At 70.3% G+C, this 13,719-nt stretch carries 14 protein-coding genes; 6 read left to right on the top strand and 8 right to left on the bottom strand.

The window, feature by feature from the left end; all coding sequences use genetic code 11:
• Positions 1-14 precede the first annotated feature (14 nt).
• The gene (locus tag AW274_RS11960; protein ID WP_232320085.1) at positions 15-488 is read left to right on the top strand and encodes an MSMEG_6728 family protein; all 474 of its coding nucleotides are present in this window, start codon (positions 15-17) and stop codon (positions 486-488) included.
• A 9-nt stretch (positions 489-497) separates the two neighbouring features.
• The gene (locus AW274_RS11955) at positions 498-812 is read left to right on the top strand and encodes a nucleotide pyrophosphohydrolase (protein ID WP_062431074.1); all 315 of its coding nucleotides are present in this window, start codon (positions 498-500) and stop codon (positions 810-812) included.
• Here the strand turns inward: AW274_RS11955 and AW274_RS11950 are convergent.
• Entirely contained in the window at positions 790-1,890 is a 1,101-nt protein-coding gene (locus tag AW274_RS11950) for a carboxylate-amine ligase (RefSeq protein WP_062431073.1), read from the bottom strand. The genes AW274_RS11955 and AW274_RS11950 overlap by 23 nt on opposite strands.
• Before the next feature lie 64 nt (positions 1,891-1,954).
• Between AW274_RS11950 and AW274_RS11945 the strand changes: the two genes are divergently transcribed.
• Both AW274_RS11945 and AW274_RS11940 read left to right on the top strand, forming a co-directional pair.
• Positions 1,955-2,314, top strand: coding sequence for a metalloregulator ArsR/SmtB family transcription factor (locus tag AW274_RS11945; protein ID WP_062431072.1), 360 nt, complete (start codon positions 1,955-1,957; stop codon positions 2,312-2,314).
• Positions 2,311-2,778, top strand: a complete 468-nt coding sequence (locus tag AW274_RS11940) for an SRPBCC family protein (protein ID WP_062431071.1) — start codon at positions 2,311-2,313, stop codon at positions 2,776-2,778. Before AW274_RS11945 ends, AW274_RS11940 begins: the two co-directional genes overlap by 4 nt.
• Before the next feature lie 49 nt (positions 2,779-2,827).
• On the opposite strand, the gene AW274_RS11935 is transcribed toward AW274_RS11940, so the two are convergent.
• The 5 genes from AW274_RS11935 to AW274_RS11915 all read right to left on the bottom strand — a co-directional run bounded on the left by AW274_RS11935 (position 2,828) and on the right by AW274_RS11915 (position 7,122).
• Entirely contained in the window at positions 2,828-3,121 is a 294-nt protein-coding gene (locus AW274_RS11935) for a PASTA domain-containing protein (protein WP_062431070.1), read from the bottom strand.
• Between the two features lie 31 nt (positions 3,122-3,152).
• Positions 3,153-4,139, bottom strand: a complete 987-nt coding sequence (locus AW274_RS11930) for a right-handed parallel beta-helix repeat-containing protein (protein ID WP_198169144.1) — start codon at positions 4,137-4,139, stop codon at positions 3,153-3,155.
• A 60-nt stretch (positions 4,140-4,199) separates the two neighbouring features.
• Positions 4,200-4,979: a maleylpyruvate isomerase family mycothiol-dependent enzyme gene (locus tag AW274_RS11925; protein WP_062431069.1), complete on the bottom strand. Its 780-nt coding sequence runs from the start codon at positions 4,977-4,979 to the stop codon at positions 4,200-4,202.
• A gap of 65 nt (positions 4,980-5,044) precedes the next feature.
• Positions 5,045-5,545, bottom strand: coding sequence for a BP74-related protein (locus AW274_RS11920; RefSeq protein WP_232320084.1), 501 nt, complete (start codon positions 5,543-5,545; stop codon positions 5,045-5,047).
• A gap of 89 nt (positions 5,546-5,634) precedes the next feature.
• Positions 5,635-7,122: a gamma-glutamyltransferase family protein gene (locus AW274_RS11915; RefSeq protein ID WP_232320083.1), complete on the bottom strand. Its 1,488-nt coding sequence runs from the start codon at positions 7,120-7,122 to the stop codon at positions 5,635-5,637.
• Positions 7,123-7,282: 160 nt separating this feature from the next.
• Here AW274_RS11915 and AW274_RS11910 point away from each other — a divergent pair, with 160 nt between their 5' ends.
• The gene (locus AW274_RS11910; RefSeq protein ID WP_157520034.1) at positions 7,283-7,681 is read left to right on the top strand and encodes a DUF5980 family protein; all 399 of its coding nucleotides are present in this window, start codon (positions 7,283-7,285) and stop codon (positions 7,679-7,681) included.
• A 58-nt stretch (positions 7,682-7,739) separates the two neighbouring features.
• On the opposite strand, the gene AW274_RS11905 is transcribed toward AW274_RS11910, so the two are convergent.
• Positions 7,740-11,054 (bottom strand): S8 family serine peptidase, encoded by a 3,315-nt coding sequence (locus tag AW274_RS11905; RefSeq protein WP_198169143.1) that lies wholly within the window; start codon positions 11,052-11,054, stop codon positions 7,740-7,742.
• A gap of 329 nt (positions 11,055-11,383) precedes the next feature.
• On the opposite strand from AW274_RS11905, the gene AW274_RS11900 reads away from it, so the two are divergent.
• Positions 11,384-12,196 carry an MBL fold metallo-hydrolase gene (locus tag AW274_RS11900; RefSeq protein ID WP_062431066.1) on the top strand — a complete coding sequence of 271 codons (813 nt, stop codon included), beginning with the start codon at positions 11,384-11,386 and terminating at the stop codon, positions 12,194-12,196.
• Positions 12,197-12,203: 7 nt separating this feature from the next.
• Here the strand turns inward: AW274_RS11900 and AW274_RS11895 are convergent, their stop codons facing one another.
• The gene (locus AW274_RS11895) at positions 12,204-13,247 is read right to left on the bottom strand and encodes a LacI family DNA-binding transcriptional regulator (protein ID WP_062431065.1); all 1,044 of its coding nucleotides are present in this window, start codon (positions 13,245-13,247) and stop codon (positions 12,204-12,206) included.
• Between the last annotated feature and the right edge of the window lie 472 nt (positions 13,248-13,719).

The following is a 13,719-nucleotide window of genomic DNA, read 5'->3' as shown; positions in this document are numbered from 1 at the left end:
CATCTCGTCCTAGCGTGAACCCGGTGCAGACCTTCCTGCCCTACGCCGACTTCACCGCGACCGCCGAGGTCCTGGACGCCCGCCGCCTGGGCAAACAGCGCGTCGAGGCCATCCAGGTCCTCCGCGCGACCTCCATCGACGACTACGGCTGGCGGCACCACCCGGCCGCCAAGATGTGGCGCGGTTATGAGGAGGCGCTGGTCCGCTACGGCCTGGAGATCTGCGACCGCTGGTGCTCGACCGGCCGCGCCGACACCTGCGCCGCCACCCTGCGCAGCGACCTCGCCCGCTTCACCGAGATCGGCGCCATCCGCAGCCAGGCCGCCCTGGCCGAGGCCGGCGAGCTGCCGCCGTGGCTCGGCGACCCCGGCTTCCACCTGAGCCACCGGTCGGCCCTGCTGCGCAAGGACCCGTCCTTCTACCGCCCGCTGTTCGGCGACGAACCCGACGATCTCCCCTATGTCTGGCCCGATTCCGACCGGCCCTAGCCTGGTGGCGTGACGGAGATCGAACAGGTGGCGGCCCGGCTGCGCGCCTTCGCGGCGGCCCGCGACTGGGAGTCCTTCCACACGCCGAAGAACCTGGCGATGGCGCTGGCGGGCGAGGCGGGGGAACTGCTCGCCGAGTTCCAGTGGCTGACCCCGGAGGAGTCGGCGTCGCTCGACGGGGAGGAACTGGGCCGGGTGAAGTCGGAGATGGCCGACGTGGCGACCTACCTGATCCGGCTGGCCGACATCCTGGGCGTCGACCTGATCGACGCGATCCACACGAAGATGACCGAGGTGGAGATCAGGTATCCGCCGAAGGCGTAGTCTGCGCGGCCAGCATTTCGACCACCGCCTTCGCCCCCCGTCCCGCCGCCCGTCGTTGCCGGTCGGTGCCCGTGCCCGTCCGGCTGATCCACTCCAGTAGCCGCCGGGTCTCGCCGAGGTCGCCCGACTCCTCCAGGGTGTCGCTCACGTGCCGCAGCAGCCGGTCGAGCAGTTCCGTCGCCGCGACCTCGTGGCCCTCGGCCGGGCAGATGCCTGCCCCGGTGAGGCCGTTGCGGGCCGCGTTGAACAGCGCCGCCGTGGCGACGGGCTCGGGCAGGTCGGGGGCCTCGCGGCCGGCCGCGAGTTCGGTCAGTGAGGTGGCGACCAGGGCTCTGGTCAGCATCGCCTGGAGGAGGGCGTCGTCGACGGTGGCGGAGGCGTCGGCGGCGCGGATCTCGACGGTGGGGGTGCGTACGCCCAGGCGGGCCAGCCAGAAGGTCATGGCGGTGTCGACCAGGACGCCGCCTTCGACCAGGCGGGCGACGGTCTCGTCGTAGTCGGACGGGTCGGCGAAGTGGGGCGGCAGGCCGGCTCCGGGGAACCTGAGCTGTTCGGCGACGCGCCAGCTCGCGTAGCCGGAGTCGCGGCCCCGGTCGTACGGGGAATTGGCCCCCAAAGCCACGAGTGTGGGCAACCACGGGCGCACGTGGTTCAGCACGGCCACGCCCGTGTCGCGGTCGGGCACGCCCACGTGGACGTGGCAGCCGCAGCACTGGTAGTCGCTGATCGTCGCGCGGTGGGTCTGCACGATGTCGGCGTAGCGGTCGCCCTCGGAGACGGGCGGGGTGGAGCCGGGCAGCACGGGGGTGCCGACCGACAGCAGGCGCAGGCCGTGGGCGTGGGCGGCCTCGGCCAGGCGCGTGCGGGCGCCCGTCAGCTGGTCGCGCAGTTCGGGGAGGGTGGTGCAGACGCCCGACGCCGCCTCGACCTGGGTCTGGAACAACTCCGCGCTGAAGGTCCCGCCGTCGCCGGGATGGGGGCCGACGTCGGCCAGCACCTTCTCGACCTCGGGGGCGGGTTCTCCGGTGACCCCGTCGACCAGCAGGAACTCTTCTTCGACACCGAATGTCCGAACCATGCCGGTCCCCTACCCCGTCAGCGGGCATTATGTGAACGCGTAACCTGTGGGTTACGCTTTACCCATGGACCAGGCCGCGGAGGCGATCGCCGACCCGATCAGACGGGCGATTCTGCGTATGGTGCGCGACGAGAGGCTCACCGCCGGTGAGATCGCCGCGCGTTTCCCCGTCAGCCGGCCCGCCGTCAGCCGGCACCTGCGGGTGCTCCGGGAGAGCGGGCTGGTCACCGACGATCTGTCCGGCCGGCACCGCTACTACTCGCTCAATCCCGACGGCCTCGCCGACCTGCACCGATGGTTGTCGGCCCTGATGACCCCCGCGGGCTGGGAACAGCGCCTCGACGCCCTCGAGACCGAGGTCGCCCGGACCCGTCGTGACCACCGCGACAACCGTGAAAACCGTGACGACAGGGAGACCGCGTGAATCCGACCGGCCGGCTTTTCGGCGCCGACCTCCATCTGACCCGCACCTTCAAGGCGTCCGCCGCCGACGTGTGGGCGAGCGTCACCGAATCGGAGCGCACCGCCCGCTGGTTCGGCCCCTGGCGGGGCGACGCCGACCCGATGATCCAGGTGCAGCTCGTGGCCGAGGAGGGCGCGCCCTGGACCGACATGCGCGTCGAGGCGTGCGAGCCGCCCCGGCGGCTGGCCCTCTCGTCGCTCGACGAGTACGGCGCCTGGCACGTGGAGCTGACCGTCACCGAGACCGACGGCGTGACCGAGCTGCTGTTCGTCCACCATCGCATCGACCCGGCGAGCGCCGGTGAGGTCGGGCCGGGCTGGGAGTTCTACCTCGACCGCCTGGTGGCCTCGCGCGAAGGGACCCCCGAGCCCGACTTCGCCGACTACTACCCCGCGATGAAGCCCTACTACGACGGCCTGGGCTGACGGCCGACGGGGAGCCGCCCCCGAAGGGCGGCTCCCCGTCATCGTCGCCTCAGTGGTCCGGTAGTTCCTCCGCCAGCCCGCCGACCGGTGGTTTCGGGGTGCGCGGTTCGCGGACTCCCGCCGAGCCGCCACCGCCGTCTCTCATCCACACCCTCACGGTGTCCCAGCGCGACACCCTGGCGCCGGGGAGTGGTTCCTGTCTGGTCACGATGCCGTGCATGACCGATTCGGGGCCATCGGGGGACGGGCCGATCAGGAGAACGCCCGCGTCGTGACCCACCAGCCATGCGTTGAGTGCCTGCATGCCCCGGAAGTCCGGGACTTCCACTTCGATCAGGTTCATGCGACCTCCCGAACCCGATCGTAAGTGTCAATTACGAACATGCACCCTTTTTGAGGAGTGGCCCACCGGTCACCTTGTTGTCACACTTGATGGTGTTTCCGCCGACGGTGTCGTTGATCCCGACGCCCTTCGCGCCGGAAAGATTGATGACGTTCTTCCGGAAGACGTTTCCGGTTCCCCATCCGTCGACGATCTCGTGGGTCTGGAATCCGTCGAGCGGGGTTCTCCGGCCGCGGTTGTTCTCGATGACGTAGCCGTTGCCCTTGACGTCGACCCAGGAATCGTTGGTGCCGTCGTTCACCAGTGCGGAGCCGTCGAATGTGTTGCCGACGATCCAGCCGCCGCTGGTGCCCTCTTTGACGTCGATCGCCTCGGCGGTCGACTTGATCTCGTTTCCGCGCACCCAGTTGCCGTCGCTGCGGTCCATCCGGCCGCCGGTGTACTTCTTCCAGTTCGACTCGGCGGTGCCGATGTAGACGCCTTCGCCGAATTTCGGCTTACGCAGGCCCGTGTTGTAGATGCGGTTGTACTGGACGATGTTCTTGGTGCTGAAATCGCGCAGATGAATGGCCTCGTCGCCGATGGAGTGCACGGTCAGCGACTGGATGACCGAACCGTGGCTGCGGTCGGCCATCACGCCTTTCTGGCTGTTCCTGACGGTGAAACCGACCAGCCGCCAGTAGTTCCCCTTGTCGATGTGGAAACCGTAGCCGCCCTTCGGGCCGCCGCCTTCGATGACGGAGGCGGCGGTGCCGCAGACGAAAATGGGGCGGCTCTTCGTGCCCGATTTCCGGGCCACGAAATTGCCCCGGTAGAGACCGGGCCGCAACTTGATCACGTCACCCGCGCGGGCCTTGGCCAGCGCGATCTTGAGTTGGCTCGCGGTGCCCACGGTCTTCGTCGCGGGCGGGCATTTCACCATCCCGGGTCCGGTCGGCGCGGCGGCGTGCGCCGGGCCGGCGACCAAAACTCCACTGGCGGCCAGAAGCAGCGTGACCGCCACATGTTTGATCTCCACCTGGGCCATCCTGGCAGTGGAGTCACAGGTGTCACAAGTTTCGCCGGCCCGTTCTAATGATTAGAAGCCGGGAAAAACCGCTCGCAGTTCGGCCAAAGTGATCGAACCGGTGAGTTCGACGACCGGCGGGGTGTGCTCGGGCGCGTGCCGCCCGGTCACCAGCCGCAACCACCACTCGGCGGGGGCGGTGAGCGTCGCGTCGGGCTCGGCCGGGACGTCCACGATCTCGGCCTGCTCCCCGATCGCCAGGCCGAACGACCGCTCGGGCGCGCTCACGTGGACGGCCAGGGTGGCCGCGCGGCCGAGCCGGTCGGGCTTGGCGGCCCAGCCGAGCAGGCCGCCGACCCGGTCGAGCAGGATGTCGGTGGCGTCGGGGCGCAACCCGGCGGCCGGGTCGAAGGCGACCTGGACGTCCCAGGTGTGCAGGGCCAGTTCGTTCAGCCGGAACTTGGCGAAGGTCTCCACGTCGAGCGGCTCGCTCGGGAACCACAGGGCGATGCGCAGGCTCTCGCGGGTCGCCGGGTCGAGGCCCTCCAGTCGCGAGATGTGGTTCTCGTTGGCGTCGAGGAAGGCGTTCGCGCGCTCGGCGGGGGTCATGGCGTCCCAGCGGGCCCAGATGGCGCGGATCGTGTCGCCGTCCGGAGAGCCGGCGCCCTTCAGCGCGCCTTCGAGGGCGGCCAGGTTGATCTCGGCGCCGCTGCCGAGGTGGCTGAGCACCTGGGAGACGTCCCAGTCGGACGCCCCCGACTGACGGACGAGGTCCTCCGGCGCGAAGGCGCGGACCTGGGCGGCGAGTTCGTCGAAGGTGGAGCGCAGGGTCGTGGTCGCCTGGTCGGCCATGTGCGGATTCTCCATGTACGGGGGTTTCGTGACGTCCTCAACGCGAACGCCACGAGCCCCACGGATCATCCCTGTTTCTTCACCGAAGGCACCTCGGCGACCAGCCGCGACGACCACGGGCACCAGAAGCAGCCGGGCAGGAACGCGCCGCACGCCTCGTCGAGGTGGTCCTCGACGTAGGACGTGTTCGCGTCGCAGACCTCGATCGCATGCTGGAAGAACATGATCGTGGTCGGGTCGAGATGGAAGCTCCACCCGGGGTTGTACGGCGCCGCGCGCTTCTTGATGCGGCCCATGACGTGGATTTTGTCCTTCTCCTCGCCCTTGAGGATCCTGCGGGCGTGGTCGATCTTCGCCTGGTCGGTCAGCTCGATGACGAACTTCCGCCGGTCGTACGTCTCCATCTGGAAGTGGACCGGGTCGACGGCCCTGCCGGTGATCGGCACGGCCGACGCCCCGGCCCGCTCGGCGGCCTGGCACGTGGCGGCGTCCACCGCGACGGCGGGCGACGCCGTGACGAGGGCGCCGGCGAGCACGGCGAGGGCGACGAAAGACGACTTGAGCACAGTTGCTCCCAAAGGTCAGGGGTCCCGTGGGCGGACCCTCCGACCGCTGTCTCCCGTCGTCTCACCGGTCCCACACGTCACTTGACCGATCACCGCCCGAGAGCAGCACCGATCTTCGCCCGGGGGTCGGCCGCCCCCGCCAGCACGCCCGAGGGCAGCACGTCGATCAGGTGGGCGTGGCCGAACCCGTCGCCGTAGTTCTCCGCGACGGTCCGGTGTCCCCGTTCGGCCAGCCCGGCCTGCCAGGGCGCGCCGTGCTCGACCTCGACGACGTGCTCGGCGCTCCGCCAGGTATCGAAGCCGGTCTCCGCGCCGAGCACCCAGCGGGGCGCGTCGATGATCTCGCCGGGGGTCTGCCCGTGCACGAGCAGCCGCGTGACCAGCTGGAGGAGGATCTGCGGCTGGGCGTCGCCGCCCATGGTGCCGACGACGGTGCGCAGCGAGCCGTCGGGGCGGGTGATCAGGGCGGGCGCGAGGGTGTGCGGCGGGCGGCGGCCGGGGCCGTACTCGGCCGGGTGGCCCTCGGTCAGGGAGAAGCCGATGCCGCGGTTGTGCAGGTTGACACCGGTCGACGGCTCGAACAGCAGGCTGCCGAACCCGGCGGCGTTCGACTGGATCAGCGAGACGCCCAGGCCGTCGGCGTCGACGGCGCAGAGATAGGTGGTGTCGCCCTTGGCCGCCGGAGCGGTCAGGCCCGGCGTGCCGACCAGCGCCCGGCGGGCCCCGGCGGTGTCGAGGGGGGCGGGCGCGTTCTCGTACAGGACGTCGAGACGGTCGTGCCCGGCGGCGACGGCGGCCCCGATGAGCAGATCGGCCCAGGCCGGGTCGGCGGGGTCGGCGGGCAGGTCGAGGCCCTCCAGGATCTGGAGGGCGAGCAGCAGCAGGTAGCCCTGGGAGTTCGGCGGCATGGTGTGCACGCCATGGCCGAAGACGGTCGCCGACAGCGGGGTCACCCAGTCGGCCTGGTCCCGCGCGAGGTCGGCCTCGGTGTACTCGCCGGCGCCGAGCTTCAGCAGCCCCTGGCCGAATTCGCCCTGGTAGAAGCCGGCCCGGCCGGTCTCGGCGACGGCCTCCAGCACCCGGGCCGCGCCCGGTCTCCTGATCGGGTCGCCGACGTTCCGCACGTGCGCGTAGTCACTCTGGAGGGTGCCGATGAAGGCCGCGCCCGGGGCGAGCAGCGCGGAGGCCGGGAAACCGTCGGCCGCCAGGCGGATCGCCGGGGCCAGCACCTCGGCGAGCGGCAACCGGCCGAACCGGCCGTGCAGGGCCAGCCAGCCGTCGACGCATCCGGGCACGGGGACCGACCGGATGTCGTACAGATGCGGCATGCGGTCGTGCCCCTCGGCCCGCAGCCGGGCGGGGTCGGCGCCGCTGCCGGCGCGGCCCGAGGCGTTCAGGGCGTGCACCCCCGAACCGTCGTGCACCAGCGCGAACAGGTCGCCCCCGAGGCCGCACATGTGCGGCGCGGTGACCGCCAGCACCGCGTTCGCCGCCACCGCCGCGTCGGCGGCGCTCCCGCCCTTCTCCAGTACGACCAGACCTGCGGCCGACGCGAGGTGGTCAATGGTGCAAACCATGCCGTTTGGTGCATACCGGGTGGAAGTCATACCAGGACTCTACGATGAAGCGTTCATCGGCTTTTCCGAGGTCCGGAGGCCCGCTGTCGGGCGGAACTTCCAGTAAATGGTTGAAACTCGAATAATCACCGGCACCGCACAAGCGATCCTGGAGGTGTCAGTGAAAACGATCCACCGTGCCCTGACCGCAGGTCTGCTCATGGCACTGTTCGCCGCCTCGGCGTCCCCCGCGTCGGCCGCGACGTGGACCCTGCGTGATCTGGGGCAACGCATCTGCGTCGACGCGACCTACGGCCGCGCGACCTACTTCCTCGTCTCCGTGGAGGGGACGTGGTCGTCGACCATCGGCGCGACCGTCCAGAACCTCCCGCCCGGCTCGACGACGTCGGGCACGTCCCCGATTCCCCCGGGCTCGAACCATGGCGGGACCGTCCAGACGGCCGTCGGGGTGAGCATCCCGCCGACGCCAGTGGGCGTCTACACGGCCCAGCTCCAGGCCACCGACGGCACGGACACCCAGAGCGTGCCGCTGACGGTCGACGTCCGGTCGAGGTGCTGACACGCTGAACGGGAACGGGCCCGGCGGAGAACCGCCGGGCCCGCTCACCGTTCGGGTGCTACTGGACGGTGATCTTGTCGACTTCCACGGTGACGCCCTTGACCTGGTCGGTGACGACCGAGGTCGTGACCGAGCCGACGCCGGTGATGGCGCCCTTGACCTTCATCGTGTAGGTCAGCGTCTCGCCCGGCGCGCCGGGCGTGCTGGCGATGGTGTAGTCGCTGGTCACGCCGGTGCCCGCCGGGATCTGGCTGCCGGCGGTGCCGTCGGAGTTCTCCGCGCCCACGGTCAGGCCGTAGGCGGGGCCCGGGTAGGGCAGGGCGCTCGGGTAGGCGAAGCTGACGTCCTCGACGCCGTTGACGCCGATCCACGTCTGGAACGTGCGCAGCGTGTTGGTGCCGTAGAGGTTCACCCGCCACTCGACGACGATCCAGTCGGACACGCCGTCGGTCAGCGTGGTCGCGTAGACGCCGGGGGCGCCGGTGCCGTCGAGGTCGGTCCAGAACGGCGCGAGCACGCCGTTCGGCTGGGTGGCGTCGGGCAGCGTCTGCGGGGTGAACTGGATGTCCGCCGAGCCGTTGGTGCCGCCGGCCACGAGGTAGCCGTTGGACGTGATGCCGATCCGGGTGAACGTCTGGCCGGCGAACCGGAAGGCCGGGACGTTGAAGTTGACCGCCTGCTCGTCGCCCACCGGGACCGGCGCGGTGCCGAACGCGTCGAGCGGGATGTAGCCGAACAGACCGCCCGGAGTGATCACCGGCGCGTCGGGCTGGCGGCCGTCGAGCGTGGTGGTGACCGTGGCCTCCTGGCTGCTCACCTGGGTCGCGCCGGTGACGCTGTTCAGCCGCAGGCGGCCGTCGAGCACGCTGGTGGCGGTGACCTCGGTGTCGTTCAGGGTGCCGTTGGAGACGGTGACGGTGCAGGTCGTCTCGGCGTTCTTCGGGATGGTCGTCGGGGCGCAGGTCTGGTCGACCGGGATCGCGCCCTCCTGGCGGTAGAACGCGACCGGGATCCGGTGGTCCTTGTTGCCGTCCTCCTGGCGGAGGTCGATCTCACCGAAGTACTGGCCGTCGGGCACGTCGGGGGCGCTGATCGTGATGGTCAGCTCCTTGGTGCCGCCCGCCGGGACGGTGAAGCGCTCGGGCGTGACGTCGATGTGCGTGCCCGCGGTGGTGGTCTTGCCGCGCGAGGTGTACTCGACCTCTTCGCCCGTGACGTTCTTGACGGTACGGGTGGTGGTGATCTGGCCCGGCATGGTGGGCGCGTTCACCGAGGGGATGTTCAGGTCGATGCGGTTCAGCGGGTCGTCGGCGGAGATCGCGAAGTCGGCCGCGGTCTCGTCGATGGTGAGCACCGAGTTGTACGCCTGGCTCAGGTCGATGCGGCCGCCGCCCATGTCGAACGGGTCGGCCGGGGTGACCCGGTCCTGCTTGGTGACGTTGGTGCGGGCGGTGGTCTCCAGGGCCGACTTGACCTGGCCCGGGGTGAAGCCGGGGTTGGCCGCGAACACCAGCGCCGCCGCGCCCGCGACGTGCGGGGACGACATCGAGGTGCCGGCGATCACCTGGTAGAGGTTCCCGGGCGGGCCCTCCAGCGGCGACTCGGGCGTGGGGGTGTGACCGGCGAGGATGTGCAGACCGGGGGCGGTGACGTCGGGCTTGAGGAAGTCGCCGCCGGGGCCGCGCGAGGAGAACGTCGTGATGACGTCGCGCTGCCAGTTGGTCTTGGCGCCCTGCGTGAAGGTCGCCGTCGCCCCGGGAGAGGCGGCGAGGTGAGCGAGCAGGACGTCGGACGCCGGCTTGTCGATGTGCACGGTCGGCAACCAGTGGTTGTCGGTCATGATGTCGAGCGGCGTGCTGTTGAACAGGATCATGCCGGCCGCGCCGCCCTGCTTCACGTTGAAGCCCTTGAGCACGCGGTTCGGGCCGCGCTCACAGGCCACGATCTTGCCGGTGAACAGCCCGGCGGGAGCGGGGGTGAGGCAGAGCGCGTCGCTGTACGGCGGAGCCGACGCCAGCACCACGGGGGTGGCGGAGGAGACGCCGGCGGTGATCGAGGCGCCCTTGATGGTCGGGCCGCCACCGCTGAAGGTGATGGTCGACTCGAAGGTGCGCTTCTGGGTGTTGGCCGCCACCGTGGTCACCCACGGGGAGCGGTGGTCGGTCGTGGCCGCGCCGGGACCTGAGTTGCCGGCGGAGGCCGCGACGAACACGCCCGCGGCGTAGGCGTCGAGGAAGGCGAGCTCGACCGGGTCGGTGTACGGGTTCGCACCACCGGAGATCGAGAAGTTGATCACGTCGACGCCGTCGAGGATGGCCTGGCCGACGGCCGCCGCCGAGTCGGTCTGGTAGCAGCCCTCGGCGCCGCAGACCTTGTAGACGGAGACGTGCGCGGCCGGGGCGATGCCGTGGGTCGCGCCGCGCGAGATGCCGAGCGGGTTGGCGTCCGCGACCGGGCCGCCGGCGGCGGTGGTGGCGGTGTGGGTGCCGTGGCCGTTGGAGTCACGCGCCGAGTCGGGGTAGACGTCGCCGCCGACCACGAGGTTGTAGGTGTCCAGGAACGGCTGGCCGCCGATCAGCTTGTTGTTGCAGACGAAGACGTCGGCCGCCGGGGTCAGCGGGTTGTCGCCGAAGTCGCAGGTCCGCGGGGTGCCGTCGGCCTTGGCCGGGGGCGTCGGCAGGCCGGGCCTGTCGGCCATCATGGGGTGCTCCGGCCAGAGGCCGGAGTCGAGGATGCCGACGATGACGCCCTTGCCCGAGTTCGGCGCACCGCCGAGGCTGTTGTAGACCGGCGTGGCGTCGATGGCCTCGCTCTCGTCGGTCGCCAGCGGCTTCTCCAGGCCGTCGCGCTGCACGGCGGCCACGCCGGGCAGCTTCAGCAGGTCCTTGGCCTCGTTCTCCGGAACGGTGAGCGCGACGCCGCCGTAGACGGTGCGCAGCTTCTGGCCGACCTTGGCGCCGGCGACCTCGCCGGGCAGCGCGGCCAGGAACTTGTTCTCGACGGCCTCGATGTGCTCGACGTACTTCTCGGCGGCGGCGCTGTCGGGGTCGAGCCCCTTGCCGGTGGCGCTGGGGCTGGTCGCGGCGTATCCGCTGACCCCGCCCTTGTAGGCGGCGAGCGAGTCGTAGTCGAGCTTGACGACGACGTTCACGGCTTTCGTCGAGGTCGCCTTGAGCAGCGCCTCGTCGCTCTTGGCCAGCTGACCGGTGAGCGACTTCGCCCCGGTGACCACCTCGGGGTTGGTCAGCGGGACGGCGGTGAACGAGGGCGTGGGAGTCGGGGTGGGATCGGCGACCGCCGACCCAGCCGGGACCAACGCAGCCACCAGGCCGACCGCTGCGGCCGTGGCGACGGTCAGTCTTAACCTTGACACGAAACCTCCATGGGTGCTGGGGATTCGTCACCGCACAAGGAGGAATCGCGCCACCCCCCGGGCAGCGTCCGAAATTGGACGCGCAAAAGGGCTGCAACCCTCCCCGGTTGGTTGACGATAACCGGACTGTTCGCCTTAGAACGTTCCGATCTGTCAGGGAGTTTAGTTAGCTCTTATTTGTCCCGCTAGATGAGATATTGCCAAGTGGGTTGTCCAGATTGGGACGCCGCGCGCTTTCCCTGATGAATGCCCTTCCACCTGCGGTTCGGTAGACGACCGGGGCGGTGTGTCGGCCAGGGAGGGGACGTGCCGACCGGCAGCATGGGACCGTGAGCGAGCGAGTTGGTGAGCAGAACCTGCCGAGGCGGGATTGTGCCGCGACGGTTCTGGGCGGTCCGACGACCGTGATCGACATGGGTGGCCTGCGGATAGTCGTGGATCCCACTTTCGACGCTCCCGGCCCGCACGGCTATCTGACCAAAACCCTTCCGCCTGTGGTCGATGAGACGGGACTGGGTTTCGTCGACCTGGTCCTGGTCAGCCATGACGCGCATCCTGACAACCTTGACGACCGGGGCCGCGCGTTCGCCTCCCAGGCGGTCCTCACGCTGACGACGCCCAGCGCGGCCGCCCGGCTGGGCGCGACCGCGCTCGAACCCTGGACCACCTTCACCGCGCCGCGCCCCGACGGCGGCGGCGACCTGTTCGTGCTGGCGGTGCCGGCCGTCCACGGCCCGGAGGACGGCGAACGCGACGCCGACGGCTTCGTCAACTGCGAGGTGACCGGTTTCGTGTTGTCGGGCCGGGGGCTGCCGACGGTCTACGTCAGCGGCGACAACGCCTCGATGCGCGTCGTCGGCGAGATCGCCCGCCGGGTGCCCGAGATCGACGCCGCGGTGCTGAACGCGGGCGCGGCCCGGGTGCGGGGCAAGTTCCGCGAACGCCCGCTGTCGATGGACGGCCGCCGGGTCGCCGCGGCGGCCGCGGTGCTGGGCGTCGGCGTGGTGGTGCCCGCCCACTACGACGGGTGGACGCACTTCTCCGAGGGCCGGGCCGAGGTGGAGACCGCCTTCGACGAGGCCGGCCTGTCGGCCGTGCTCCGCGTGGCCGACCACGGCACGTGGTCGTCGTTGCGGAGCTGACCCGCGGTCACCCCCGGCGCGGGGCGGTGCTGCCCCGGACCACCAGTTCGGTGCCGAGTTCCACCCGCCGCTGGAGCAGCGGCTCGCCCTCGGCCAGGTTGATCAGCATCATGGCGGCCGTGGCCGCCATCTCGGTCAGCGGCTGACGGACGGTCGTGAGCGGCGGGATGGCCCACCTCCACGGGGGCATGTCGTCGAAGCCGACCACGCTGAGGTCGTCGGGGATGCGCAGGCCCAGCTGGTGGGCGGCGTGGTAGACGCCGATCGCCTGCCCGTCGTTGGCGGTGAAGATCGCCGTCGGCGGCTTCGGCAGGGCCATCAGCCGCTGGGTGTGCACGACGCCGTCGTCGACCTGGAACGCGCCGTGGCAGATGAGGTCGGGGTCGACCGGCACCCCGGCGGCGTCGAGGGCGGCGCGGTAGCCGTCGAGGCGGGCCCGGCTCGACAGGGCGAAGTCGGGGCCGGTGATCATGGCGATGCGCCGGTGGCCCAGTTCGATCAGGTGGCGGGTGGCCTCCAGCCCGCCGCTCCAGTTGGTGGCCCCCACCGACGGCACGCCCCGGCCGGGGTCGCCCGCCGGGTCGAGCACGACCAGCGGGACCTCGCGGGTCGCCAGCAGCACCCGCTGCTCCTCGGTGGGCCCGGAGAAGACCGTGATGACCCCGGCGGGACGGCGGCTGAGCACATCTTGGATCCACTGCTGGCCGGGCACGTGCCGGCCGCCGAGCTCGGAGACCACCACGCTCAGGCCGTGTTGCCCGGCCACCGATTTGACGCCCTTGACGATCTCTATCGGGTAGTCGCCGGCCAGTTCGTGGAAGACGAGCTCGACCAGCCCGGCGGGCTTCACCCGGCGGCGCTGCCGCCGGAACCCGTGCTCCCTGATGAGGCGCTCGACCAGCGCCCGGGTGTCGGAACCGACCTCGGAGCGCCCGTTGACGACTTTGGAGACGGTGGCGACCGAGACCCCGGCCATCTCGGCGAGCTGGGTGAGAGTCAGGGCTTCGGAGGACGCCGGACCGGCATGGGGGGCATCGTCGGTCGAGGTCATAGCGGAATTCTATGGGTGTTTTCGGACGTCACGCGGCGTCGTTTGCGCTGATGGTGATAACCATCTCGGCGTCGGCGGAAACCGTTCGCCGAAACTTTTCGCAACTTTCTTGAAACTTTTATCTGCCAGGTCGGGCCCCTCTCTGACAACCACCCGCACCCTCCCGGAAATCTACGGTTGCCAACAGGTAACTTCTATGAAATTTTCACATGCACGGACCGAAAGGTGCGGGCCCCCTCGGGGCGAATGGGCAGGCCGGGCGCACTCTCGCCGGTAACGCCCAGCTCAGCGAGGGGGGCGGCACCGTTGACGCCGAATCAGCAGTTGGGTGTACTCAGGCAACCGCGAACCCCCGCAGGAGCAGACCATGGATCTCTGAGATCACGAATGTTAGCGATAACAGATTTCGGTGACCACACCCGCTGATCGGACCCCCTCTACCTGCTGACTCCTCACCCCCCAAGGAACCGGC

Origin of the sequence: Herbidospora daliensis (assembly GCF_001570585.1) — a bacterium.
In the GTDB taxonomy this organism is placed as follows: domain Bacteria; phylum Actinomycetota; class Actinomycetes; order Streptosporangiales; family Streptosporangiaceae; genus Herbidospora; species Herbidospora daliensis.
Note: the sequence above shows the minus strand (reverse complement) of the source record. Positions and strands in the feature narration are given on the sequence as shown.

Bases quoted from the DNA above. Each gene is read 5' to 3' on its own strand.
- AW274_RS11925 (WP_062431069.1), bottom strand. From the start codon at position 4,979: ATGGCCGACCAGGCGACCACGACCCTGCGCTCCACCTTCGACGAACTC.
- AW274_RS11950 (WP_062431073.1), bottom strand. From the start codon at position 1,890: ATGGTTCGGACATTCGGTGTCGAAGAAGAGTTCCTGCTGGTCGACGGG.
- AW274_RS11895 (WP_062431065.1), bottom strand. From the start codon at position 13,247: ATGACCTCGACCGACGATGCCCCCCATGCCGGTCCGGCGTCCTCCGAA.
- AW274_RS11915 (WP_232320083.1), bottom strand. From the start codon at position 7,122: ATGGTTTGCACCATTGACCACCTCGCGTCGGCCGCAGGTCTGGTCGTA.
- AW274_RS11935 (WP_062431070.1), bottom strand. From the start codon at position 3,121: ATGAACCTGATCGAAGTGGAAGTCCCGGACTTCCGGGGCATGCAGGCA.
- AW274_RS11945 (WP_062431072.1), top strand. From the start codon at position 1,955: ATGGACCAGGCCGCGGAGGCGATCGCCGACCCGATCAGACGGGCGATT.